Source organism: Blautia sp. AF34-10 (assembly GCF_003477865.1).
In the GTDB taxonomy this organism is placed as follows: Bacteria; Bacillota; Clostridia; order Lachnospirales; family Lachnospiraceae; genus Fusicatenibacter; species Fusicatenibacter saccharivorans.
The window spans coordinates 1-26,313 of the sequence record NZ_QUED01000004.1 but is presented as its reverse complement, the minus strand read 5'-3'; the positions used below and the strand labels follow the sequence as shown (position 1 = coordinate 26,313).

Annotated in this window: 19 protein-coding genes, 2 tRNA genes, 1 rRNA gene and 2 pseudogenes; 23 read left to right on the top strand and 1 reads right to left on the bottom strand. The window is 51.2% G+C overall.

All coding sequences use genetic code 11. The annotated features are described in order from the left end of the window. Positions 1-5: 5 nt before the first annotated feature. The 4 genes from DWZ60_RS03410 to DWZ60_RS03395 are packed head-to-tail and all read left to right on the top strand — an operon-like array spanning position 6 to position 3,331. Positions 6-923 carry an ABC transporter permease gene (locus DWZ60_RS03410; RefSeq protein WP_022462668.1) on the top strand — a complete coding sequence of 306 codons (918 nt, stop codon included), beginning with the start codon at positions 6-8 and terminating at the stop codon, positions 921-923. 18 nt (positions 924-941) lie between these two features. Continuing rightward, entirely contained in the window at positions 942-1,973 is a 1,032-nt protein-coding gene (locus tag DWZ60_RS03405; RefSeq protein WP_118659408.1) for an ABC transporter ATP-binding protein, read from the top strand. Beyond that, on the top strand, positions 1,973-2,974 hold the full coding sequence (locus DWZ60_RS03400) for an ABC transporter ATP-binding protein (protein ID WP_022462666.1): 1,002 nt from the start codon (positions 1,973-1,975) through the stop codon (positions 2,972-2,974). The genes DWZ60_RS03405 and DWZ60_RS03400 overlap by 1 nt, the downstream gene beginning before the upstream one ends. Before the next feature lie 3 nt (positions 2,975-2,977). Continuing rightward, positions 2,978-3,331 (top strand): hypothetical protein, encoded by a 354-nt coding sequence (locus DWZ60_RS03395; protein WP_055219923.1) that lies wholly within the window; start codon positions 2,978-2,980, stop codon positions 3,329-3,331. A gap of 81 nt (positions 3,332-3,412) precedes the next feature. Here the strand turns inward: DWZ60_RS03395 and DWZ60_RS03390 are convergent, their stop codons facing one another. Then, positions 3,413-4,000 (bottom strand): AAA family ATPase, encoded by a 588-nt coding sequence (locus DWZ60_RS03390; RefSeq protein WP_117509871.1) that lies wholly within the window; start codon positions 3,998-4,000, stop codon positions 3,413-3,415. A 168-nt stretch (positions 4,001-4,168) separates the two neighbouring features. Between DWZ60_RS03390 and ispG the strand changes: the two are divergent. The 19 genes and pseudogenes from ispG to DWZ60_RS03295 all read left to right on the top strand — a co-directional run. After that, a pseudogene (gene ispG, locus DWZ60_RS03385) lies at positions 4,169-5,223 on the top strand (flavodoxin-dependent (E)-4-hydroxy-3-methylbut-2-enyl-diphosphate synthase). A 20-nt stretch (positions 5,224-5,243) separates the two neighbouring features. Continuing rightward, positions 5,244-9,832 (top strand): annotated as a pseudogene (locus tag DWZ60_RS03380) (PolC-type DNA polymerase III). A 101-nt stretch (positions 9,833-9,933) separates the two neighbouring features. Beyond that, positions 9,934-13,509 (top strand): DUF5717 family protein, encoded by a 3,576-nt coding sequence (locus tag DWZ60_RS03375; protein WP_147397714.1) that lies wholly within the window; start codon positions 9,934-9,936, stop codon positions 13,507-13,509. Beyond that, positions 13,491-13,880 (top strand): hypothetical protein, encoded by a 390-nt coding sequence (locus DWZ60_RS03370; RefSeq protein WP_119221240.1) that lies wholly within the window; start codon positions 13,491-13,493, stop codon positions 13,878-13,880. Before DWZ60_RS03375 ends, DWZ60_RS03370 begins: the two co-directional genes overlap by 19 nt. Positions 13,881-13,900: 20 nt before the next feature. Continuing rightward, complete coding sequence (locus DWZ60_RS03365) at positions 13,901-14,737, top strand: DUF5716 family protein (protein ID WP_147397713.1); 837 nt, start codon at positions 13,901-13,903, stop codon at positions 14,735-14,737. Positions 14,738-14,740: 3 nt separating this feature from the next. Then, positions 14,741-15,517 (top strand): hypothetical protein, encoded by a 777-nt coding sequence (locus DWZ60_RS03360; RefSeq protein ID WP_119221238.1) that lies wholly within the window; start codon positions 14,741-14,743, stop codon positions 15,515-15,517. Positions 15,518-15,952: 435 nt separating this feature from the next. Beyond that, a complete protein-coding gene (gene trpE, locus DWZ60_RS03355; RefSeq protein WP_119221237.1) occupies positions 15,953-17,494 on the top strand; it encodes an anthranilate synthase component I in 1,542 nt (513 codons plus the stop codon). Continuing rightward, positions 17,491-18,063, top strand: a complete 573-nt coding sequence (locus DWZ60_RS03350) for an anthranilate synthase component II (RefSeq protein WP_022462657.1) — start codon at positions 17,491-17,493, stop codon at positions 18,061-18,063. Before trpE ends, DWZ60_RS03350 begins: the two co-directional genes overlap by 4 nt. Positions 18,064-18,097: 34 nt before the next feature. Then, positions 18,098-19,117: an anthranilate phosphoribosyltransferase gene (gene trpD / locus DWZ60_RS03345; protein ID WP_117761645.1), complete on the top strand. Its 1,020-nt coding sequence runs from the start codon at positions 18,098-18,100 to the stop codon at positions 19,115-19,117. Positions 19,118-19,121: 4 nt separating this feature from the next. Then, entirely contained in the window at positions 19,122-19,904 is a 783-nt protein-coding gene (trpC, locus tag DWZ60_RS03340) for an indole-3-glycerol phosphate synthase TrpC (protein WP_055219907.1), read from the top strand. A 53-nt stretch (positions 19,905-19,957) separates the two neighbouring features. Then, complete coding sequence (locus DWZ60_RS03335; protein ID WP_118640487.1) at positions 19,958-20,566, top strand: phosphoribosylanthranilate isomerase; 609 nt, start codon at positions 19,958-19,960, stop codon at positions 20,564-20,566. Then, positions 20,559-21,743, top strand: a complete 1,185-nt coding sequence (gene trpB, locus DWZ60_RS03330; protein ID WP_022462653.1) for a tryptophan synthase subunit beta — start codon at positions 20,559-20,561, stop codon at positions 21,741-21,743. The genes DWZ60_RS03335 and trpB overlap by 8 nt, the downstream gene beginning before the upstream one ends. Then, the gene (gene trpA / locus DWZ60_RS03325) at positions 21,736-22,518 is read left to right on the top strand and encodes a tryptophan synthase subunit alpha (protein ID WP_117804941.1); all 783 of its coding nucleotides are present in this window, start codon (positions 21,736-21,738) and stop codon (positions 22,516-22,518) included. Before trpB ends, trpA begins: the two co-directional genes overlap by 8 nt. A 137-nt stretch (positions 22,519-22,655) precedes the next feature. Continuing rightward, positions 22,656-23,579 carry a ribonuclease Z gene (locus tag DWZ60_RS03320; protein ID WP_022462651.1) on the top strand — a complete coding sequence of 308 codons (924 nt, stop codon included), beginning with the start codon at positions 22,656-22,658 and terminating at the stop codon, positions 23,577-23,579. After that, on the top strand, positions 23,572-24,597 hold the full coding sequence (tsaD, locus tag DWZ60_RS03315) for a tRNA (adenosine(37)-N6)-threonylcarbamoyltransferase complex transferase subunit TsaD (RefSeq protein WP_022462650.1): 1,026 nt from the start codon (positions 23,572-23,574) through the stop codon (positions 24,595-24,597). Before DWZ60_RS03320 ends, tsaD begins: the two co-directional genes overlap by 8 nt. Positions 24,598-24,676: 79 nt before the next feature. Then, entirely contained in the window at positions 24,677-25,405 is a 729-nt protein-coding gene (gene ispD, locus DWZ60_RS03310; RefSeq protein WP_119221236.1) for a 2-C-methyl-D-erythritol 4-phosphate cytidylyltransferase, read from the top strand. 249 nt (positions 25,406-25,654) lie between these two features. Continuing rightward, positions 25,655-25,740, top strand: a tRNA-Ser gene (locus DWZ60_RS03305). Between the two features lie 48 nt (positions 25,741-25,788). Next, positions 25,789-25,878, top strand: a tRNA-Ser gene (locus tag DWZ60_RS03300). A gap of 225 nt (positions 25,879-26,103) precedes the next feature. Next, a 16S ribosomal RNA gene (locus DWZ60_RS03295) occupies positions 26,104-26,313 on the top strand; the annotation flags it as partial.

Here is a 26,313-nt window from a genome sequence, read left to right as displayed (position 1 = left end):
ATATTATGGCAGCATTAACACCGGAAAAATTTAAAGTAATAGGATACACCGAGGAAGATGCGAACCGGATTGACCGCCCGACCATTTCCTACTGGCAGGACGCCTGGAGACGGCTCCGCAAAAATCCGATCGCAATGGGATCTCTTGTTGTGCTCGGCATTCTGCTTGTCATGGTCATCATCGGACCGCATATCAAAGGATATGATTATGTATCCATGAATATCGCCGAGAAAAACCAGGGCGTATCGTCAAAATACTGGTTTGGAACCGACAACCTGGGACGTGACCTCTTCTCAAGAGTCTGGGTCGGCGCACGGGCATCACTGATCATCGCGATCGTCGCAACGGCAATCAAACTCATCATTGGAACGGTGTATGGCGCGCTGATGGCACATTTCGGCGGCTGGGTCGATGAGGTTCTGATGCGGATCATCGAGGTTATCAACTCGATTCCGTCTCTGCTTCTTACGATTCTGATCATGATGATCCTTGGAAATAACCTGTTTGCACTCCTGGTCGCTCTTAGCGTCACCGCATGGTGTAACACGGCACGTCAGGTGCGCGGTATGATCAAACAGCTCCGTGAGACGGAATACGTTTACGCGGCGGAGGTGCTCGGTGCAAAACCGCTCCGCATCATCTTAAAACACTATGTACCGAATATGCTGGGTATCCTGATTCTGGATACGGCGACGGCAATCCCGATGTTTATTTTTACGGAGGCAGGTCTTAGCTTCCTCGGCATCGGCCTCAAGGCACCGTCGATCAGCCTTGGTGTCCTGATTTCGATGGGACAGCAGAACATGGATTTCTATCCGTCACAGCTTCTGTTCCCATGTCTCGTGCTCTGTATCATCGTTATGGCATTCAACCTTCTGGGAGACGGCCTGCGCGATGCCCTGGATCCGAGACTTCGCCAGTAATAAGTGGGAGATAACGATATGAACGAACAAAACAATCCGATTCTGGAAGTAAAAAACTTAAGAGTCTCTTATCACACCTATGCCGGTGAAGTAAAGGCAGTCCGCGGTGTACAGTTTTCTCTCGAGAAAGGTCAGGCGCTCGCAATTGTGGGCGAATCCGGCTGCGGAAAATCTGTAACGGCGAAATCCATCATGGGCCTCATCAAGGCGCCGCAGGGTGAGATGAAAGAGAACAGTGAAATTCTCTACAATGGAGAGAATATTCTGAAATACAACAAAAAACAGTGGCAGCATTACAAAGGCGGCGAGTGTGCAATCATTTTCCAGGATGCGCTGGCTTCCTTAAATCCGACGATGCGTGTCGGAAAACAGATTATGGAAAATCTGATGGGCCACAAAAACATGACAAAACAGGAAGCGGCAAAGGAGGCTGTCGAGATGCTGCGCATGGTCGGCATCCCGGAGCCGGAAAAACGTGTCAGACAGTATCCGCACGAATTTTCCGGCGGTATGCGTCAGCGTGTTATGATCGCGATTGCATTTGCCTGTGATCCGAAAATTCTGATCTGTGACGAGCCGACGACCGCACTCGATGTGACAATTCAGGGACAGATTCTCGATATTATCAAGAATCTGCAGAAGAAAAACCAGACGTCCGTTATCATGATCACACATGATCTTGGTGTTGTGGCGAATATCGCACAGAAGATTGCTGTCATGTATTCCGGTATTATCGTGGAAAGCGGAACGTGTGAGGATATTTTCTATCGTCCGCGTCACCCGTATACCTGGGCGCTGATCCGTTCCGTACCGCGTCTGGATTTGAAAAACAAGCAGGAACTCGCGACAATTCCGGGAACTCCGCCGGATCTTTTAAACCCGCCGGTCGGATGTCCGTTCTGCACGCGGTGCAGCTATTGTATGCCGATCTGTAAGGAAGAGATGCCGGAGGCAACGGAATTCGGCGGCGAGCATAAAGCTGCCTGCTGGCTCCATCACCCGATGGCACCAAAAGTAGAAATGCCAAATCTGGAAGGAGGAGAATTGTAATGGAAAATAACGAAAAAGAAGTGCTTTTTTCCGTTTCCCATCTGAAAAAATATTTTCAGGTCGGAAACCATGCGACCTTAAAGGCCGTGGATGATGTCTCCTTCGAAATTTACAAGGGTGAGACACTTGGAATGGTTGGAGAGTCCGGATGTGGAAAGACAACGTGCGGCCGTACCTGCATCGGCCTGTATGACAAGACCGACGGACAGGTGCTCTACAAGGGAACCGATGTCCATGCGTTAAACGGAAAAGAGCGGTTTGCCTTCAAAAAACAGGTACAGATGGTCTTTCAGGATCCGTATGGATCGCTTGACCCGCGTATGACAGTTGCCGATATCATCGGCGAGGGAATCGATATCCATCATCTGGCGAAGAATAAAAAAGAGCGCCAGGAGATGATCTACAAATATCTGGAACTGGTCGGACTGAACCGCGAGCATGCGAACCGTTTTGTGCACGAGTTTTCCGGCGGACAGCGCCAGCGAATCGGTATCGCGCGTGCGCTTGCCGTGCAGCCGGAATTCATCGTTCTCGATGAGCCGATCTCCGCACTCGACGTTTCGATTCAGGCGCAGATCGTCAACCTGCTTGTGGACTTACAGAAGAAGATGGGTCTGACCTATCTTTTCGTTGCGCATGATCTGTCGATGGTCAAACATATTTCCGACCGTGTGGCGGTTCTGTATCTGGGAACGCTCGTCGAGCTGACGACATCCGAGGAGCTGTACGCCAACCCGCGCCACCCGTACACACAGGCACTGCTCTCCGCGATTCCGATTCCGGACCCGAAAGTAGAGGCAGAGCGCGACCGCAAAAAAATCCGCCTCGAAGGCGAGGTGCCGAGCCCGATCAACACGAAGCCGGGCTGTAAATTCCAGGGAAGATGTAAGTACGCAAAAGACATCTGCCGCCAGCAGATGCCGGAATTAAAAGACGTGGGCAACAATCACTTTGTGGCATGTCATTTCTGCGATGCGTTAGAAGAAAATAAGGAATTATAAAACATGGAAAAGATAAAGAACATCTGCCGTGATCTCGGCAAAGCATTTACAATCGGCCTGCTCTCCGGCGGCGCTGCGGCAGCTGTGCTGCTGCTGGGAGGATTCCTCTTTGGGGGATTCACGTTCCGCGCTGCCCTTGAGGCGGCGAAAGACGGCCTGCTGCTGATCGCGGCCCTCGGCATGTTCGTGATCGCCGGAATGCTGATGGTAAAAGGCAAAAACCCGGAGAAATTCACGCAGAAGGAAAAATGGCGCGTCCACTTTGCCGTGCTCGGATATAAGAGTGTGTTCGCAGTTCTCTGCGTTTCCTGGGTGCTGTGGGCGGCAGCGGCGGATTATCTTTTGTATCGGATGTGAAAATAGTTTCTATAAATAAAAAGAGAATTTTGCAGACTGTAAAAATGAGGTCCGGCAAAATTCTCTTTTTTCGTTTAGTCGTTATTCGTCTTCGAGACGGGAGATAACCATCTCCATGGATTTCTGATATTCTTCATCCGAAGAATTGTAGAACAGCATCAGATCGAGGCAGCTGCTCATTTTCTTCAGTGCTTCCGGGATGGAGTAGTCGATCGTTTTCACATATTCATCCCAGTGCTCCAGCTTCCACGTATCGCGCACGGAGTTGCGGTCGATCATGCGCTGGTGGCAGATCTCCGGTTTTGTGACAACCCAGATCACAACAAGCTTTGCCCCATGGTCAGCGAGCTTTTTGGAGAAGTCTTTCAGGAACTTCTCATCATGCACTTCGCGTGTGAATGGTGCGTTGATCAGCACAATATCGTCATACTCGAGTGCTTCCAGTCCGAAATTGACCGTTACTTCATATTCATAATCGCGGATATTCTCCTCGAAGAAATCAGAACTGCGGTTGATTTCCTGTCCGCCCGCTTTGAAAACGCGGTTCGACAGCGGAATGACCGTATCCTTGTCGAGATAAACAACGTGTTTCAGCTCCTTGGCGAGCTGTTTTGAAATGTATGTCTTTCCGCACGCCGGCGGCGAGGTTACGAGGATCATCTTTTTCATCGTTTGTATGTCTTCCTTTCCAGTTGAATCAAAAAAAATCACTCCTAGCATTATAGAAAATTTGGGAAAAAATTGCAAGAGAAAAGACGGTTGTGCCGGAGAAAAAATTGTCTTATAATAAAATAAGATTTTTATGCCATCACGGAGAAAATAAATGGAGGAAAGACAATGAGCAGAGCAAATACACGAGTTGTGAAAATCGGCGACCGGGTCATCGGAGGCGGAAATCCGATTCTGATCCAGTCCATGACGAATACCAAAACAGAAGATGTGGAGGCAACCGTAAAGCAGATCCAGGCGCTCACGGAAGCCGGATGTGACATTATCCGATGCGCCGTCCCGACCATGGAGGCAGCCAAGGCGCTGTCCGAGATCAAAAAGCAGATCTCGATTCCGCTTGTAGCAGATATTCATTTTGACTATCGATTGGCGATTGCCGCGATCGAAAACGGAGCCGATAAAATCCGCATCAACCCGGGCAACATCGGCAGCCGCGACCGGATCCAGGCGGTTGTAGATGCAGCAAAAGAACGCCAGATTCCGATCCGCGTCGGCGTCAACAGCGGTTCACTCGAAAAAGAGCTGGTGGAAAAATACAACGGCGTAACGGCAGAGGGCCTGGTGGAGAGCGCGCTCGACAAAGTGCGGATCATTGAGGAGATGGGCTATGACAATCTCGTCATCAGTATCAAATCGTCTGATGTGATGATGTGTGCAAAAGCGCATGAGCTGATCACGAACCAGACGGATCATCCGCTTCATGTCGGCATTACGGAGGCAGGAACGCTGTATTCCGGCAACATCAAATCGGCAGTGGGGCTCGGTATTATTTTATATCAGGCATCGGAGATACGATCCGTGTTTCCCTGACCGGCGATCCGCTCGAGGAAATCAAATCCGCAAAACGGATCTTAAAGACCCTGGGACTTCGAAAAGGCGGCATTGAGGTCGTATCGTGTCCGACCTGCGGACGGACCCAGATTGACCTGATCGGACTGGCAAACCAGGTGGAAACACTTGTGCAGGGCTACGATCTTGATATCAAGGTTGCCGTCATGGGCTGCGTGGTCAACGGACCGGGCGAGGCAAAAGAGGCGGATCTTGGTGTTGCAGGCGGAAAAGGCGTCGGCATTTTAATTAAAAAAGGTGAAATCGTGAAAAAAGTACCGGAGAGCGAGCTGCTGTCCGTCTTAAAGGACGAGCTGGATCACTGGGGCAAGTAGAAAAGAAAGCAGGAATAGGAATGGAAAAACAGTTTCAGGAAGTATTTCCGGATTTGAGAATCGAAGGGGGCATGGCAGAGCTTCTCGATACCGTGGAGGTTTCGCGGGTATCGATCAATAAGAAAAAAGATCTGCTGCGGATCTATGTGGTCAGCCATCAGTGGATTCACAAAAAATATATTTATCAGCTGGAGCGCCAGATCGAGGAGCAGCTCTTTTCCAACGTGCCGCTGCGCGTGAAGATTATTGAGCGGTTCTATTTGTCGCGCCAGTATACGCCGGAAAACTTTCTGGAGGTGTACCGTCCGAGTATCCTGCTCGAGCTGAAAAACCACAGTGTCTTTCTGAATCATCTGTTTTCGACTGCCGAGATTACCTTCCCGGAGACGAACAAAATGCACCTGGTGCTCGTGGATTCCGTTGTGGCAAAGGAGCGCGAGGAGGAGCTGGTCCACATTATCGAGAAAATCTTCTGTGAGCGGTGCGGCTTCGACCTGATCGTGGAAACCGAGATGAGAAAGCCGGAGGGCGAGAGCCGCGCCATGAGAAATTCCGAGCTCCGCATCCGGGAGGAAGTGCGCCACGTTCTGGCGCATACCCATTACGGTGAGATGCTCGGCGAAAAAGAGCAGAACCGGATGGAAGAGCAGGCGGAAGCAGCAGGCGAACAGCCAAAAGCAGCCGCAGCAGCCAAGGGCGGCGAGGCGAAAAAAGAAAAAGCAGCAGACGGCGGAAGGGGAAAAGGTTTTTCCGGCGGCGGACGCGGTTCCTTCAAGAAAGGCAAGGGCAGTTTCAGCCGGAATGCGGACAATCAGCCGCGCAAATCCTCCAATCCGGATGTGCTGTACGGAAGAGATTTCGAGGATGAGAGCGTGGAGATTCTGAAAATCGGCGATGAGATCGGTGATGTTGTCATCCGAGGAAGAGTCCAGAGTGTGGATATGCGCGAGATCCGGAATGAGCGTACGATTTTCATGTTCACGATCACCGACTTTACGGATACCATCGGCGTCAAGATTTTCGTCCAGAACGCGGAAGTGCCGGAATTAAAGGATGCGATCAAAAAAGGCGCGTTCATTAAAGTAAAAGGAAAAACGACGGTTGATGCATTTGACCACGATCTGACGGTTATGTCTGTCTGGGGCATCAAGAAGATCACCGATTTCCGTACCGGCCGTCAGGATACGAGTCCGGTGAAGCGTGTGGAGCTGCACTGTCATACAAAGATGAGCGATATGGACGGTGTCACCGATGCTGCCCGTCTGGTACAGCGTGCCTACGAGTGGGGCCATCCGGCGATCGCGATCACTGACCACGGCGTGGTGCAGTCCTTCCCGGAGGCAAACCATGCGATCGAGGCGATCGACGGCGCTTACCGGAAAAAATACCAGGCAGAGCACCCGGATGCGACAAAAGATGAGCTGAAAAAAGTTTCGGCTCCGTTCAAGGTCATCTACGGCATGGAGGCTTATCTCGTCGACGACTTGAAAGATATCGTTGTCAACAGCAAAGGACAGGACATCCACGGAAGCTACGTTGTGTTTGATATCGAGACGACGGGATTTTCCCCGGTTGTCAACAAAATCATCGAGATCGGCGCCGTCCGTGTGGAAAACGGAGCGATTGTCGATAAGTTTTCCACTTTCGTTAACCCGAAAGTCCCGATCCCGTTCCGGATTGAGAACCTGACCGGCATCAACGACAACATGGTTCTTGACGCGCCGGACATCGAAACGGTGCTGCCGAAATTCCTGGAGTTCAGTGAGGGAGCCGTTATGGTTGCCCACAATGCTTCGTTTGATATGAGCTTTATCGAGCACAACTGCGTCCTGCAGGGGATCGAGCGGGAATTTACAACGGCGGACACCGTCGCCATGGCGCGTTTCCTGCTGCCGGGCCTGAACCGTTTCAAGCTGGATACCGTTGCGAAGGCGGTCGGCGTATCGTTGGAAAACCATCACCGTGCGGTGGACGATGCCGGCTGTACGGCGGAAATTTTCGTGAAATTCGTAAAAATGCTGGAGGAGCGCAATATTCTGACTCTGGATGACCTGAATGCGCAGGGAAAAGTATCGGAGGAGGCTGTGCGCAAGCTTCCATCGTACCATGCGATCATTCTGGCAAAGAACGAGACGGGACGTGTCAATCTGTACCGCCTCGTGTCGGAATCCCACCTGAAATACTACAACCGCCGGCCGAAGCTGCCAAAGAGCGTCTACCTGAAATACCAGGACGGTCTGATGATCGGATCTGCCTGCGAGGCGGGCGAACTCTACCAGGCAATCCTGCGCGGTGAACCGGATGCGGCGATTGCGCGTCTCGTGGACTTCTACGATTATCTGGAAATCCAGCCGATCGGCAACAACGCGTTCATGATCAAAAAAGAGGACGTTTCTGCCGTAGAGAGCGAGGAGGATTTAAAGGAGATCAACAGGCGCATCGTCAAACTTGGCGAGCAGTTCCATAAGCCTGTTGTGGCAACGTGCGACGTCCACTTCATGGATCCGCAGGACGAGATCTACCGCCGCATCATCATGACCGGAAAAGGTTTTGACGACGCGGATGAGCAGGCACCGCTGTTCCTGCGCACTACCGAGGAGATGCTTGAAGAGTTTTCGTATCTCGGAAGTGAGAAAGCGGAGGAGGTCGTCATCACCAATCCGCGCAAAATCTCCGACCTTGTCGAGAAAATCTCCCCGATCCGTGCCGGAAAATTTCCGCCGGTCATCGAGGATTCCGACAAGACACTGCGGAGAATCTGTTACGACCGCGCGCATGAAATCTACGGCGAGGAGCTGCCGGAGATCGTTTCCGCGCGCCTCGAACGGGAGCTGAACTCCATTATTTCCAACGGATATGCCGTTATGTACATCATCGCACAGAAACTAGTGTGGAAGTCGAACGAGGACGGCTACCTCGTAGGATCGCGTGGTTCCGTCGGTTCCTCGTTCGTTGCGACGATGGCGGGAATCACGGAGGTAAACCCGTTGAGCCCGCATTACTACTGTGAATCGTGCCATTACAGCGAGTTCGATTCGCCGCGCGTCAAAGAGTACGTCGGCCGTGCCGGATGCGATATGCCGGACGCCGTCTGCCCGAACTGCGGCAAGCCGCTGAAAAAAGCCGGATTTGACATTCCGTTCGAGACGTTCCTTGGATTCAAGGGAAACAAAGAGCCGGATATCGACCTGAACTTTTCCGGTGATTACCAGAGTAAGGCGCACAAATACACAGAGGTTATTTTCGGCGCCGGTCAGACGTTCCGTGCGGGAACCATCGGTACGCTGGCGGATAAAACAGCGTTCGGTTACGTGAAGAACTATTACGAAGAGCGTGGCCAGCACAAACGGAACTGCGAGATCGACCGTATCGTGGAAGGATGCACCGGCATCCGCCGTACCACCGGCCAGCACCCGGGCGGTATCATCGTTCTGCCGTTCGGTGAGGATATCAACTCCTTCACCCCGGTGCAGCATCCGGCGAACGATATGACAACCGACATTATTACGACCCATTTCGATTACCACTCCATTGATGCCAACCTCTTAAAGCTCGACATTCTCGGACACGATGATCCGACCATGATCCGTATGCTCGAGGATATCACGCACCTTGATGCGCAGACGATTCCGCTCGATAACCCGGAGGTCATGTCGCTGTTCAAGAGCACCGAGGCGCTCGGCATCAAGCCGGAGGACATCGGCGGCTGCCCGCTTGGATGCCTTGGCGTGCCGGAGTTCGGTACCGATTTCGTTATCCAGATGCTTCTGGACACGAAGCCGCAGTCGTTCTCTGACCTGATCCGTATCTCCGGTCTGTCGCACGGAACCGACGTATGGCTCGGCAATGCGCAGACATTGATCGAGGAGGGCAAGGCGACGATTTCCACCGCCATCTGTACCCGGGACGATATCATGATCTACCTGATCGACAAGGGACTCGAAAGTGAGCTTTCCTTTACGATCATGGAGAGTGTGCGAAAAGGAAAGGGCTAAAACCGGAGTGGGAAGAGGAGATGAAGGCCCACGATGTGCCGGACTGGTACATCTGGTCATGTAAAAAGATCAAGTACATGTTCCCGAAAGCCCACGCGGCGGCGTACGTCATGATGGCGTACCGCATCGCTTACTATAAAATTTTCTATCCGCTGGCGTACTATGCGGCGTACTTCTCCATTCGTGCGTCCGCATTCTCCTACGAGCTCATGTGCATGGGACGCGACCGGCTGGAATATTATATGAAAGATTACGAAAAACGGAAAGACACGCTGACTCAGAAGGAGCAGGCAACTGTCAAGGATATGAAGATTGTCCAGGAAATGTACGCCCGCGGCTTCGATTTCGTGCCGGTGGACCTCTATAAGGCACAGGCGCACCGCTTCCAGGTCTACGATGACAAACATCTGATGCCGGCGCTCGACTCGATCGAGGGTCTGGGCGACAAGGCGGCCGACGCCGTTGTCCTTGCGGCACGAAACGGAAAATTCCTCTCGAAAGATGATTTCCGCGACCGCACCAAGGTCAGCAAGACGATTATCGACTTTATGGCGGACCTCGGTGTCTTCGGAGATCTGCCCGAAAGCAACCAGTTTTCGCTGTTCGACTATTAAAAGGAGCGTCCCCTTTCCGTTGCAATCCCGTGCGTCTTGGGGTATAATCAGACGTTGTGGAAAAGAACGAAAACGATTTAGATAAAATAAGGTGAAAAACATTGAGAAGAAGATTGGAACAACTGCTGAACGGCAGATTTGAATATGAGGTTCCCCATCTGCTGCTGTCCGAGACGGAGGTGGCCCTGACGCTGGACGAGGGGCAGAATTTCCGCGGAGAGCTGAATATCGGAGCGGAAGACGGGAGAAGAGTAAAAGGAATTGTGACCACAGATCATCAGAGAATCGTTCTGGCGAAAAATCAGTTCCAGGGAACGGCGAGTACGATTGAGTACGGCGTGGATACCAGCGGATTAAAAGCAGGCGATGAAATCTGTGGAAACATCACCGTCAGCAGCAATCTGGAGGAACGCTGCGTGCGGGTACACGTCTCGATTGCAGGAAAGACAATGAACATTTCCGGACAGGAGATTCATTCCCTGGCAGATTTTGTGCATCTGGCAAGCCATGATTTCGGCGCAGCGTACCGCTTCTTTGTAAAAAAAGAGTTTGCACGTCTTCTTCAGAAAGAGGCACCGGAGCAGATGGCACTTTATCAGGGACTGTCCCACAAGCCGGTGACATTTCAGCACCTGGAGGAATTTCTGGTTGCCCTCGGTCAGAAAGAGCCGGTGATGCTTTCGGCGGAACAGCCGGAGAAAACTGTACTTACCGTGGACCAGCCGCGCAAGGAAACACTGTATCTGTATAAAAATACCTGGGGCTACGTCCGCATGGAAATCGAGGTGCAGGGAGACTTTCTGGAAGTGGAAAAGAAAGTCGTCACTTCAGAAGATTTCATCGGAAGCGTCTACGGTGTGGAATACATTATCCATCAGGAGAAAATCGGAAACGGCCGCCATTACGGCAGAATTACGGTGCGTCAGGGAAAACAGGAGCTTCGCTTTGAACTGGAAGTGACAAACAGCGAAAAACATGTGACCAGCAGGAAAAATACGGAGCGCGACCGTCAGATAACTGCCATCGCGCGCGGCTATCTCGATCTGGCAGTCCATAAACGCGACTACCGTACCTGGTATCAGGACACCTGGGAGGCCATCGAGCAGTTCGAAAAAGCCGGCGGAGACATGGCGTGGGTGACGCTGGGAAAAGCATGGCTGTACGAGAGCCATGAGGAAACCGGAAAAGCAAGAGAAACGCTTTCTTACGTAAAAGAGCATCAGGAACTGCTGGACACCGCGGAGAAAAAAGGAGCGTATCTGTATCTGGCATGGAAGCTGAAAATGGAAGTGGGCCATACCGAGCTGGTATCACGCCTTGGAACACTGATGCGGCAGGAGAGTGCAAGCTATTTTCTGTTAAAGCTTGCCATTGATGCCGACGATTCCTGGCAGCAGTCGCTGACCCGTCAGCTCTACGCGATGGAACTTTGCTATGAGTGCGGGTGCAAGAGCCCGCTTCTGTATCTGGATGCGGCACAGCTCTATCTCCGCCAGGAGGGACAGCTCCGCCGGATTTCGCCGTTCACCGTTCAGGTGCTGAAATTTGCGCAGAAAGAAGGCATTTTAAGCGGGGAACTGTTAAAACGGGCCGCTTATCTTACAGAGACGATGAAAACGTTCGATGAGAATGTCTATCAGATTCTGACTGCGGGCTATGAGCGTTTTCCATCCGATGAAGTGCTCGAAGCCATCTGCAAACTGGTGATGAAGGGCCGCCCGGTGCGGAAGGAATATTTCCCGTGGTATGCAAAAGCCGTGGAGCGGAACATCCGCATCACGCGCCTGTACGAGTACTATATCGAAACGATGGATGCGTCGTTCGACGAGGTCCTTCCGCAGGTCATCCGGATGTATTTCTCCTACAGCAACACACTGGCAGGCCAGAAGAAAGCGCTGATCTACGCCAACGTGATCAGAAACCGCGAAAAAGACCGCCATACATTCCAGAGCTACCGCCCGGCGATGGAGGTTTTCACGGCAAGACAGATCCAGAAAGGCCGCATGAACCGCGAATACGCCGCACTGTACCGGACTTTTCTGAAAAAACCGGAAGATCCCGACAGCGCAAAAGCGATCGCAAATGTGCTGTTTACCCATCATGTAACGTGTGAAAATCCGAAAATCACGCGTGTGATCGTCTGCCATCCGGCGATGGGGGGCGAAACGTCCTATCCGATGACGGAACGGGGTGCTTATATCCGTCTGTACGGCAAAAAAGCGCGGATTCTTCTCGAAGATGAGCAGCGCAGAAGATATGCGGTGACAGAAACCTGCCGCATAGAGCCATTGTTTACGGATGAAGAGCTTGCCCGTGCCTGCGGCGGTTTTGCCATTGAAAATCCGGGTCTGCTGCTGCACCTGTGCGGGGAGCAGGAAGAGGAGATGCAGCTTACCGCAGAAAATCTTGCCTGGTATCAGCAGGCAGCGCGCACGAGCGCATTTTCCAGTGCTTACCGGAAAACAGTGCGTCAGAAACTGCTGGAATACTATCTTGCCCATCCGGATGAGCGTGAGACCGAGGCAGCTGTTGCAGAGCTGGAGGACAGCGCTTACGCAAAGGTGGACCGTATTTCTACGATCGAGCTTCTGGTACGCTACGGCTGTTACAGCCGCGCCTTTGCCCTGACGGATCGGTACGGCTACGAAAAGATCCCGGTGTCGTGTCTCTTCCGTCTGGCGCATGCGATGATTCTGGAAAAAGAGTTTACAGAGGACGAGGAGCTTCTCTATCTGGCATCCTACGTGGTAAAACAGGGCATTTACGATGAAATTGTATTGTGCTATCTGAGAGATTATTTCACCGGTTCTATTGAGGATATGTGCAGTTTATGGGATAAAATCCGCGGCTTTCAGATGGAGAGCGACAAGCTGGAGGAGCGCATTCTGACCTGGTCCGTCTTTGTGCGCAGCCACCCGAAGTGGGAGCAGGAAATGCTGGAGAGCTACATCCGCCAGAGCGGAAAAGAGCATGTCATTCTGGCATACCTGACGTATCTTGCGATCGGCTATTTTATGGACGGAAAACCGCTTTCGGATCAGATGTTTGACTACTTGGACCGCGCCTGGAAACAGGGCTGGGAGCTGGACGAGATCTGCCGTTTTGCGATGCTGAAACATCTTTCCACGAAGCCGCAGCTTTCTGAGGAGGAAGAAAAAGAGGCGCATACCCTGCTTCTGGCGTTTACGAAACAGGGACTCCGCTTTGCCTTCTACAAGGATCTGCCGGAGCACCTGACCGAAGGCTTCCAGATCGGCGACCGCATGTTCATCGAGGAGCGCCAGAGAGCGGAGGCAAAGGTGACGATTCATTACCGGACAAACGCCGAAGAAACATGGAAGAGCGAACCGATGCGCAATATGTATCAGGGCATTTTTGTGAAAGAGTTTCTGCTGTTCTACGGCGAGAAAATGGAGTATTACCTGACCTTTACGAACCGTCAGGGCGAGGGAAAAACAGAGGTGAAAACCGTCTCCATGACCGGCGAACCAAAAGCAGGAAAGACGCGGTACCAGCTTCTGAATCAGATGAAAGCAGCGCGCGCGGCAGGAGATTCGGAAAAAGCAGAAGAAGCATTCCAAAAGTATCTGCAGCAGGAGGCTCTGGTTCGGAACTGTTTTGCACTTGTGGATGAAAAGAAGCAGCAGGAGGATACGACATGGAACAGAAAAATTTAATTTTAGGATTTGATTTTGGAGAGAAATATTCCCAGTTCTGCTGCTATGACAGGGGAACCCATACGGCCGTCTCCATCCCGGTAAAAGAAGGAGAAGAGGCGGTGGAATTTCCGACCGCCATTGCCAAAAAACGGAATGAGGAAACGTGGAAAACAGGACCGGATGCAGAAAAATCTGCTCACACGGAAAACGGCATCTGGCTGGACAATCTGTACGAGATCTGCATGGGATCCCGCATCTGCCAGATCGAAAACCGGGATTACACGCCGGGAGAAGTCCTTGGCACGTTCCTTCGCGAAGCACTGAAGATGATCGGCATCGAGCGCCCGGACCAGCAGATCCAGGCGATGATGATCACCACGGCCATCTGACCCGTCCATTTGTGGAAAATGTGCGTGAAGCATACAAGATAATCGGACTTCCGCGCGGCAGAGCCTACCTGCAGGAGCATGACGAGAGCTTTTACTGCCATGTGCTGAACCAGAAGCCGGAGCTCTGGAGCCGTAAAGTCGGTCTGTTTTTCCTGAAAGATGAGGAAGCATCGTTTTCTGAACTTTCCATCAGCCGTAAAACGAAGCCGGCAACTGTGACCGTAAAACGGGGGCCAAAAGCCGCACTTTCGATCGAGCCGATGGAGCGCGACCGCGATTTCTGCCATCTGATGGGAGAAGCGATGGGGAATGAAATTTATTCCAGCGTATTTCTGGTGAGCGAGGAGTTCGACCTTGCCTGGGCCGACAACTCTCTGCGTCAGTTAAAGAAAAACCAGAGAAGAATCTTCGGCGGAACGAACCTGTTTGCACAGGGCGCCTGCTTTTCCGCGCGCGAAAAAGTGGAGGAGCGCCGCTTAAAGGGCTATCTCTTCCTCGGAAATGACCTCGTGCGCTACAACATCGGCATGGAGATGACGATCAATGGTTCTCCGGCATACTATGCGCTGATTGCAGCCGGTGTGAACTGGTATGAAGCAGAAAAAGAATGTGAGCTGATCCTCGACGGAACAGAGGAGCTGGAATTTGTTGTAAGCTCCATGGAAAGCGGAAAACGAAACCGCTATACCATGAAGCTGGACGGGCTGCCCAAACGGCCGCTGAAGACAACACGGATCCGTCTGCGTCTGGAGTATGATTCTCCGGTTACGTGTCAGATCACCGCAGAGGATTTAGGTTTTGGCGATATGTTCCCGGCAAGCCACAAAATCTGGCACGAGACGATGGGGGAGGTGTAAACGATGAGCGGTTATATTTTATGTCAGGTCAAACGGGCGAAAAATCCGTATTATATTTCCAACATCAGCACAAATATTTATTCCATCGAGGAACTGTGCTATTATCTGTACCACAACATCTATCTGCTGGACGAGACCATCATTAACGAGCAGCTGCTGGTGTGGATGAAAGAAGAACTCCACTTAAGAAGACTGTACCAGCGTCTCTACGTCCTTCTGGAGGAGAAAAAGAACATCGGTGAGTTTATCCTGCCGATCTTCAAGGAGATCAATTATCTTTCCCACGATCAGTTCCGTGAGATGAATGAGCGCCTGAAACGGTTCGAGGAGCAGCCGGAGATTGTGCGGAAAAAAATCAAGGGAGATTACCTTGTCGACCACGAAAAATATATCAATGCGATCCAGGTTTACCAGGAAACGCTGAAAGATACCGAGGAAAACGAAAACAACATGGGAAGCCAGTTCACCGGAAGTATTTACAACAACATGGGCTGTGCCTACGCAAGTCTGTTCCAGATGAATGAAGCACTTACGTGCTTTCAGAAAGCAAATGAAGAGCTGCACACGAAAGCATCGTTAAAGAGCTGGCTGTTTGCGGTCTACATGAGCAAAGGACAGGACGCCTATGAGCAGATGTGCACCGAGCGGAAAGTGGATGCCGAGACGAGACGGGAGATGGACCGCCAGATCACCGAGGCAATGCATGTCGAGCTCCCGCGCGATCTGGACGAAGCTCTTGCGGCGTGGACACGGGAATATCATAAAAATACCGGACTTTGAACAAAAAGAACAAAAAAATTACTTGACAGCAAAAAAGAATGGAACTATAATACAGCCCATAAGAAAAAATAAATACTTCGAAACCGATGAAGTGGAGATAACGTTGGAAGCGCACTCACAGAGAGCCCGGGCAGGTGGAAGCCGGACAGAAAGCGGATCAGCAAATGGACCACGGAGGGTACAGGGAAAAGCGGGAAACCGTCTGAGTATTCTGTAACGTGCAGGCATACGTTAGTTGCCAGGAATATGATCGTATTCTGCAGAGCGTGTGAGTAATCGCAAAACAAGGTGGCACCACGAGTATAAAAATATACCCGCCCTTGGCAAAGAACAAAGTGATTCTTTGCCGGGGGCGGTTTTTTGTATATCAGAAATTGGTTCTGAGGATCAGTGTTGATGACAGCCTTTGCAGACACAAGGAGAGGAGATAACAAGATGAAACAGATGACGTTAGAAGAAATTTCAAAAGCAGCCGCATCGGGAGCTTTTCGGAAAATCCCGGTAAGCAGAGAAATTTATTCGGATATCCGTACACCAGTAGAAACACTGAAAGTCCTGCAGGGCGTCAGCAGCCACTGCTACATGCTCGAAAGCGTGGAGGATAAAAAACAGTGGGGAAGATACACCTTCCTCGGCTACGATCCGTCTCTGGAACTCACCTGTGTCAACGGAAACCTGACAATCACCGCCGATGCGGCAGAGATGGAAAAAGTAGAAGATATTCCAGAAAGCCGCAAAGAACAGCTTCCGACCGGACAGATCCGGCTGACCGCAAAGACAGCCCATCCGGGAGCCGTCATCAAAACCCTGATTGAGAAAAATAAAAGTCCGAAGATCGCGACACTGCCGACCTTCACTGGCGGCCTCGTCGGATACTTCTCTTACGATTACATCAAGTACAGCGAGCCGATCTTAAAGCTGGACGCAGAAGATCAAGAACATTTCAAAGATGTCGACCTGATGCTGTTCGATAAGGTCATCGCCTATGATAATTACCGTCAGAAAATCGTACTGATGATTAATATCGAAACCGAAAATCTCGAAGAAAATTACGAAAAAGCCGTACAGGAACTCGAAAAAATGGAAGAGCTGATCCGCTTCGGAAAACCGGCCGAGACGAAAGCCGGCCACCTGAAATCCGAGTTCCGCCCGCTCTTCGATGAGAAAGCGTACTGTGAGAAAGTCGAGCAGGTCAAACATTATATCCACGAGGGAGACCTCTTCCAGCTCGTTCTCTCCAACCGGCTCGAAGCTGATTTTGAGGGAAGCCTCCTCGATACGTACCGCGTTCTCCGCACGACGAATCCGTCGCCGTACATGTTCTACTTCTCGAGTGATGATGTCGAGATCGCCGGTGCATCCCCGGAAACTCTCGTAAAAGTCGAGGACGGAGAGGTCCGGACCTTCCCGCTTGCCGGAACGCGGCCGAGAGGAAAGAGCTATGAAGAAGACCAGCGGCTGGAAAAAGAACTCCTCGCCGATGAAAAAGAGCGTGCCGAGCACAACATGCTGGTTGATCTGGGAAGAAACGATCTCGGAAAGATCTGTGATTTCGGAACCGTGGAAGTAGAAAAATACATGTCAATCGAGCGTTACTCCCACGTCATGCACATCGGTTCCACTGTAAAAGGACAGCTTCGGAAAGACAAGACCGCAGTCGATGCCATCGATTCCGTTCTCCCGGCCGGAACCCTCTCCGGTGCACCAAAGCTCCGTGCCTGTCAGATCATCAACGAGCTGGAAAACAACAAGCGCGGCATTTACGGCGGTGCGATCGGCTATCTGGATTTCACCGGAAATATGGACACCTGCATTGCAATCCGGCTTGCGTTTAAGAAAAACGGAAAAGTGTTCGTCCGCTCCGGTGCCGGCATTGTAGCCGACAGCGTACCGGAAAAAGAGCATCAGGAATGCATCAACAAAGCAAAGGCCGTGATGGTCGCACTTGCGGAGGCAGAAGGAGGAAGCAACTTATGATACTGCTGGTAGATAATTATGACAGTTTTTCCTATAACCTGTATCAGCTTGCCGGTTCGATCAATCCGGACATGAAGGTCATCCGGAACGACGAGATGACGATCGACGAAATCTGCGCACTGGCACCGGCATCCATCATTTTATCTCCCGGACCGGGCCGTCCGGAGCAGGCAGGCCGATGCATGGAGATTGTAGAAAAATTAGGCGGCGAGATCCCGATCCTCGGTGTCTGCCTCGGCCATCAGGCAATCTGTGCCGCGTACGGCGCGACCGTCACCTATGCGAAACAGCTGATGCACGGCAAACAGTCCGAGACAACGCTGGATCTTACCTCGGAATTATTCCAGGGGCTGCCGGAAACCGTTCCGGTTGCAAGATACCATTCCCTCGCAGCTGATGAAGCGACACTGCCGGAAACCTTAAAGGTAACGGCAAGAACTGCAGACGGCGAGGTCATGGCAGTCGAGGACAGTGAGAAAAAGATCTACGGAGTCCAGTTTCATCCGGAATCCATTCTGACCCCGCAGGGCAGACAGATGGTAGAAAACTTCTTAAAAATTACAAGATAGATCACAGGACAGCAAAGAAAGAGAGGAACAGAATATGATTCGGGAAGCGATTGTAAAACTGGTAAATAAAGAGAACTTAACCTACGAGATGGCAGAGGGCGCCATGGATGAAATCATGGGAGGAAAAGCCGATCCGATCCAGATCAGCGCATTTTTAACTGCCATGACGATGAAAGGCGAGACAATCGAAGAGATCACCGCATGTGCCAACGGCATGAGAAAGCACGGTGTTCCCATGGAACATGACAAGGATGTTCTGGAAATCGTCGGAACCGGCGGAGATAAATCCAATTCCTTCAACATCTCCACAACAGCATCCCTTGTGATCTCTGCAGGCGGCGTCGCAGTTGCAAAACACGGAAACCGCGCCGCATCGAGCAGATCCGGCGCAGCCGACTGTCTCGAAGCGCTCGGCGTCAAAATCGACCTGGAGCCGGAGAAAAACAAAGAAGTTCTGGAAAAACTTGGAATCTGTTTCCTGTTCGCACAGAAATACCACATGTCCATGAAATACGTGGCACCGGTCCGCAAGGTGCTCGGCATCCGAACCATTTTCAACATCCTCGGACCGCTGACCAACCCGGCAGCAGCCACGATGCAGGTGATGGGTGTCTACGAGGAAGCACTTGTCCGCCCGATGGCAGAAGTTCTCTCCAATCTTGGTGTCAAACGCGGCATGGTTGTCTACGGCCAGGACTGCCTCGATGAAATTTCCTTAAGCGCACCGACAAGCGTCTGCGAGATCAAGGACGGAACGTTTGAGGAATACGTCATCACACCGGAAGAGTTCGGCATGACCCGCTGTACCAAAGAAGAGCTGGTCGGCGGAACCCCGCAGGAGAATGCTGAAATTACGAAAGAAATTCTTGCAGGAAAGAAAGGCCCGGCAAGAGACGCTGTTGTCCTGAATGCCGCCGCAGCCCTTCATGTAGCAAAAGAAATCCCGATGCAGGACGCTGTGAAACTGGCAGAGGAGCTGATCGACAGCGGAAAAGCACAGAAAAAACTCGAAGAGTTTGTGTCACTCGCCAACAGATTGGCAGAAGAGGAATAAACATATGATACTGGAAACGATTGCAGAAGCCACAAGAAAACGTGTCGCTGCAGAAAAAGAGAAGTGTTCTCTTGCAGAAATGAAAGAAAAAGCAACGGCGATGAACCCGGATACTGGATTCCCGTTTGAACAGACGCTGAAAAAGCCGGGCATGTCCTTTATCTGCGAGGTAAAAAAAGCCTCCCCATCGAAGGGCATCATCGCAGAAGATTTCCCCTATCTGGAGATCGCAAAGGAATATGAAGCGGCCGGTGCCTCCGCCATTTCCTGCCTGACCGAGCCGGAATACTTCAAAGGCGACAAGCGTTACTTAAAAAAAATTGCAGAAACCGTATCCATCCCGGTTCTGCGGAAAGATTTTACCGTGGATCCCTATATGATCTACGAGGCAAAGGTGCTCGGAGCCACCGCTGTCCTTCTGATCTGTGCGCTGCTGCCGGAGGAAACCTTAAAAGAATATCTGGAAACAGCGCATTCCCTCGGCCTTTCCGCTCTTGTGGAAGCCCACGATGAGGCGGAGGTTGCACAGGCCATGCGCGCCGGAGCAAGGATCATCGGCGTCAACAACCGCAACTTAAAAGATTTCACGGTCGATATCCACAACAGTGAGCGGCTGCGGGAGCTTGTCCCGGAAAACATTGTTTTCGTATCCGAGAGCGGCATCAAAACGCCGGAGGATGTCGGAAGACTGTATCAGAATAAAACCGATGCCGTTCTGATCGGCGAAACGCTGATGCGGAGCAGCAACAAAAAAGCAGAGCTTGAAAAACTCTCTTCAATGTGTTAAAGTGGTAACGTAAGTGCGCGAAACAAAACAGAGCGCACGGGGAGTCAAACGTTATGGAAGAACAGACCAGAATCAAAATCTGCGGGCTCACACGGCTGGAAGACATCGATGCGGTGAATGAGCTGAAGCCCGAATATGTCGGCTTTGTCTTTGCAAAAAGCCGCAGACAGATTACAAAAGAACATGCCGTGACGCTGCGGTGCTATCTGGATCCCGAAATCCAGGCGGTCGGCGTCTTTGTGAACGAGCTTCCGGCGATTGTCGCAGGATACCTCGAAGAGGGCGTCATCGATCTGGCACAGCTCCACGGAAATGAGAGTGAAGAATATATCCATTCGCTCCGGTTCCGCACCGGCGGGGAACTGATCAAGGCATTTTCCATCAAAACCAGGGAGGACGTCGAAAAGGCGAAAAAAAGCAGCGCCGATTACATCCTTCTCGACCACGGAAAAGGCGGTACCGGCGAATCGTTCGACTGGTCACTGATCAGAAACATGGACCGCCCGTATTTCCTTGCGGGAGGCCTGAACGCCGAAAATGTGGAACAGGCGATTTTACAGACACATCCCTTCGCCGTCGACATCAGCAGCGGTGTCGAGACAGACGGCGTAAAGGACCCGAAAAAAATCACAGAATGCATAAGGAGGATAAGACATGTCTGACGGAAGATTTGGTATTCACGGAGGCCAGTACATACCGGAAACTCTGATGAATGAAATTATCAATTTGGAAAAACAGTACAATTATTATAAAAACGATCCGGAGTTCTGCCAGGAACTCGATGACCTGCTGAAAAATTACGCGGGCCGCCCGTCCCTTCTCTACTACGCAGAGAAAATGACAAAGGATCTCGGCGGAGCAAAAATTTACCTCAAACGAGAGGATCTGAACCACACCGGAGCCCACAAAATCAACAACGTGCTCGGACAGTGCCTCCTCGCAAAAAGAATGGGAAAAACCCGTGTCATCGCAGAGACCGGAGCCGGCCAGCACGGTGTGGCAACCGCAACGGCAGCAGCGCTGATGGGACTTGAGTGTGAGATCTTCATGGGAAAAGAAGACACCGACCGTCAGGCCCTCAATGTATACCGGATGGAGCTTCTCGGTGCAAAAGTAAATGCCGTTACTACCGGAACTATGACCTTAAAAGATGCCGTCAATGAGGCGATGCGCGAGTGGGTATCACGTGTCGATGACACCCACTACGTTCTCGGTTCCGTTATGGGCCCGCATCCGTTCCCGACCATCGTCCGCGATTTCCAGGCTGTCATCAGCAAAGAGGCAAGAGAGCAGATCCTCGAAAAAGAAGGAAAACTCCCGAAAGCCGTCATGGCATGCGTCGGCGGCGGAAGCAATGCGATGGGTATGTTCTATAACTTTATCAATGACAAAAATGTCCGCCTGATTGGATGCGAGGCAGCAGGACGCGGCGTCAACACCGCAGAGACTGCAGCAACCATTGCAACCGGAACACTCGGCGTCTTCCACGGTATGAAATCCTACTTCTGCCAGGATAAATACGGTCAGATCGCACCGGTTTACTCGATTTCCGCAGGCCTTGACTACCCGGGCATTGGACCGGAGCATGCATATCTGCATGACATCGGCCGCGCCGAATACGTTCCGGTAACGGACGATGAGGCAGTAGAAGCTTTTGAATACCTCGCAAGAACCGAGGGTATCATCTGTGCGATCGAGAGTGCCCATGCAGTAGCCCATGCGATGAAGATCGCAAAAGAATTTGATCCGGAAGACTCCATCATCATCTGTCTGTCCGGACGCGGAGACAAAGACGTAGCAGCCATTGCAAGATACAGAGGGAGGGACCTTCATGAGTAAAGTAACAGAAGCATTTTCAAACGGCAAAGCATTCATTCCGTTTCTGACAGCCGGAGATCCGAACATTGAAAAAACAGAGAATTATATTCTGGAGCTCGAAAAAGCAGGCGCAGACCTGATCGAGATCGGCATCCCGTTTTCCGATCCGATCGCCGAGGGCGTTGTCATCCAGGAGGCAGACCTCCGTTCCTTAAAAGCCGGAACCACCACCGATAAAATTTTCGATATGGTAGCCTCCGTGCGCAAAAAAACAGACATTCCGCTGGTGTTTATGACCTACTTAAACCCGGTGTTCCATTACGGATACGAGCCGTTCTTTACAAAATGCGAGGAAGTCGGCATCAACGGCATCATCATCCCGGATATGCCGTATGAGGAAAAAGGCGAATTAAACGATATTGCGCGCAGCCATCAGGTAGATGTCATTTCCCTGATTGCGCCGACATCTGAGCAGCGCATCCAGAAAATTGCCGCAGATGCCGAAGGTTTTATCTACCTCGTATCGTCTCTGGGCGTTACCGGTGTCAGAAGCGAGATCAAGACAGACCTCGATTCCATGATCGCCGCAATCCGCAAAGTAACCGATATTCCGGTAGCTGTAGGCTTCGGCATCAACACGACCGATCAGGCGGCCAACATTGCAAAAATTGCGGACGGTGTCATCGTAGGAAGCGCTATCGTCAAAATGATTGCGAAGTACGGCACTCATGCGGAGCAGCACATCTATACGTATGTCCGCATGATGAAGGAAGCTGTCATGACAGCAAATAAATAAAACCCGCGTCATTGCGTGTTTGAAAAAACTGTGTTAAGATGAGAGCGTGTCTGAAACAAACCGTTTTGGACACGCTTTTTCAACGTAAAATACCTGACCGGCTTTCAAAAAAGCCGGATAGAATATGGAGGAAAAACGTGTTAGATGTATGTTTACTGGGAACAGGCGGTATGATGCCTCTGCCAGGCAGACGCCTGACCGCCCTGATGACCCGATACAACGGAAGCAGCCTTCTGATCGACTGCGGCGAGGGAACCCAGGTTGCCATCAAGGAAAAAGGCTGGACCTTTAAGCCGATTGATGCCATCTGCTTCACCCATTACCACGCAGACCACATCAGCGGCCTTCCAGGACTTCTCCTGACGATGGGAAACACTGACCGGAGAGAACCGTTGACCATGATCGGCCCAAAAGGCCTGGAGCGCGTCGTCAATTCGCTGCGCGTCATCTGCCCGGAGCTGCCGTTCCCGATTGTATTTCACGAGGTGACAGCGCCGGAGGAAGTGATCGAGATGAACGGCTACAAAATCACAGCCTTCCGCGTGCAGCACAATATCACCTGCTACGGCTATTCGCTGGAAATCTCCCGCAAGGGAAAATTCGATGTGGAGCGCGCTAAAGCACAGGAAATTCCGATTAAATGCTGGAATCCGCTGCAGAAAGGCGAGACTGTCACCCTGGATGGAAAGACGTATACGCCGGACATGGTCCTCGGCCCTGCCAGAAAGGGACTGAAGGTGACCTACTGCACCGATACCCGCCCGATTCCGTCGATCTCCGAACATGCGAAAGGCTCCGACCTTTTCATCTGCGAGGGAATGTACGGCGAGCCGGAAAAACAGGCAAAAGCAAAAGAATTTAAGCATATGACCTTCTACGAGGCGGCAAAACTGGCAAAAGATGCCGAGGCTGCCGAAATGTGGCTGACCCACTTTTCCCCGTCGCTCGTCGGCCCGCAGCGGTACATGGATGAGGTACAGAAGATTTTCCCGGCCGCAGAGCTTGGAAAAGACGGAAGATCAGTAGAACTGTTATTTGAAGAGGAAACGAAAAATGAGTGAAAAAGATACCCTGATTCTTGCAATTGAGAGCTCCTGCGATGAAACCGCAGCCTCCGTCGTGAAAAACGGAAGATGTGTGCTGTCTAACATTATTTCATCCCAGATCGCCATCCATACCCTGTATGGCGGTGTTGTGCCGGAAATTGCATCCAGAAAACATATCGAAAAAATCAACCAGGTTGTAGAAGCGGCCTTAAAAGAAGCCGATGTCACTCTGGATGATATCGATGCGATCGGTGTTACGTACGGCCCTGGTCTTGTCGGCGCACTTCTCGTCGGCGTGGCAGAGGCAAAAGCGATCGCCTATGCAAAAAAGAAACCGCTGGTCGGCGTTCACCATATTGAAGGCCACGTCTCGGCGAACTATATCGAACACCCGGATCTGGAGCCGCCGTTCCTGTGTGAAATCATCTCCGGAGGCCATACCCATCTTGTCATTGTAAAAGATTACGGTTCTTTCGAAATCCTCGGAAGAACGAGAGACGATGCAGCCGGAGAAGCCTTTGACAAGGTAGCCCGTGCCATCGGACTCGGCTATCCGGGCGGACCGAAGATCGACAAGCTGGCAAAAGAAGGAAACCCGCACGCCATCGACTTCCCGCGTGCCCACATGGAGGATGCGCCGTATGACTTCAGCTTCAGCGGCGTAAAATCTGCCGTTTTAAACCATCTGAACAAATGCCGGATGACAGGCGAACCAATTGTCGAAGCAGACATCGCTGCGTCCTTCCAGCAGGCCGTTGTGGATGTTCTGGTGGATAATGCCATCCGTGCGGCCAAAGATTACCATATGGACCGTCTGGCGATCGCCGGCGGCGTTGCATCGAACGGGGCACTCCGCGCGGCGATGGAAGCAGCATGTGAAAAAGAGGGCATCCGCTTTTACCGTCCGTCCCCGATCTTCTGTACCGACAATGCGGCCATGATCGGTGTGGCAGCTTACTACGAGTACCAGAAGGGAACCCGCCACGGCTGGGACCTGAATGCCGTACCGAACCTGAAGCTTGGAGAACGATAAGAAAAAGAAACTTCCGCAGCAGAACGGAGAAGAGAGATCTGCTGCGGAGTTTTTGTATTTGTAGAAAACGGAGGAAAAGATGAGCGAGAAGAAAGAAAAATACACTGCGGTTGTCCTGGCAGCCGGAAAGGGAACCCGGATGGGCGGAAGCGTAGCAAAACAGTTTCTGGAAATCGGAGGAAAACCAGTCGTGGTTTACGCGCTGGAGGTTTTTGAACATTCGCCGGAGATTGACCAGATCATTCTTGTGACAGGTGCGGATAAAATAGAATACTGTCAGAAAGAGATTATCGAAAAATATGGAATTAAGAAAACTGTTTCCGTATGCGCAGGCGGAAGGGAACGGTATGAATCTGTCTGGAAAGCATTGCAGACGCTGAAAAGCCTGGAAAGCGAACAGGATCAGAAGACCGATTACGTTCTGATTCACGATGGCGCCCGCCCGTTTTTAAACCAGGAAATGCTGGAACGTCTCTGCGCATGTGTAAAAGAAGAAAAAGCCTGTGTCCTTGGCATGCCGGTCAAGGATACCATCAAGTTTACCGATGAAAACGGAAAAATCAGGGAAAGCCCGCGAAGAGATCTCGTATGGCAGGCACAGACCCCGCAGGCCTTTGCAGCAGAGCTTCTGTTTCCGGCATTCGAAAAACTGATGCAGCATTCCACAGAAGGAATCACCGACGATGCCATGGTTGTGGAGCAGGAGATGGGAATCGCATCAGTGATGGTAAAAGGCGGCTATGAAAATATAAAAATCACAACACCGGAGGATCTGCTCGTTGCAGAGAGCTTTCTGGCAGAAAAATAGAAAAAAGCAAAATACAGAAAGCAAACTATAAATGGATAAAAACAAATGTGTGAATTGCAAAACAGGGAAAAACAGCGAAAACGAAAAAGAAATTGAAAAAAATGTAAAAAAATTCAAAAAAGTGGTTGACATTCTGAAACACTGCTGATATAATAACGAATGTCGCTGAGCGAGAGAGATAAAAACGCAAAGCTGACAAGCTAAAAACTGAGATGATTTCGGGAGTTACCGAGATTTGAATTCACACACGGAGAGGTATCGAAGCGGTCATAACGAGGCGGTCTTGAAAACCGTTTGTCCGAAAGGGCGCGTGGGTTCGAATCCCACCCTCTCCGCTCAAAACTCAGTTAATTGAATATCTGATTATGAATCAGGCAAACTATGGAGAAGTACCCAAGCTGGCTGAAGGGGCTCCCCTGGAAAGGGAGTAGGTCGTTAATAGCGGCGCGAGGGTTCAAATCCCTCCTTCTCCGCTCGGCTTTGAAAAAAAGTTGAAAAAAGTTCTTGACAAATGCAAATGAGTTTGATAAAATAAACGAGTTGCTGATCGAGAGAACAGCAAAGATCCTTGATAATTAAACAATGAAACACATCCTCGAAAGTTCTGAATAAGTAATTCAAAACGATCGAAAGATCCTTTAAAACAGTAAAAAGGATAAATTAGCTAGTATGTTGATTTTGAACTTGGAACAAACATTTTATCAGAGAGTTTGATCCTGGCTCAGGATGAACGCTGGCGGCGTGCTTAACACATGCAAGTCGAGCGAAGCAGTTAAGAAGATTCTTCGGATGATTTTTAACTGACTGAGCGGCGGACGGGTGAGTAACGCGTGGGTGACCTGCCCCATACCGGGGGATAACAGCTGGAAACGGCTGCTAATACCGCATAAGCGCACAGAGCTGCATGG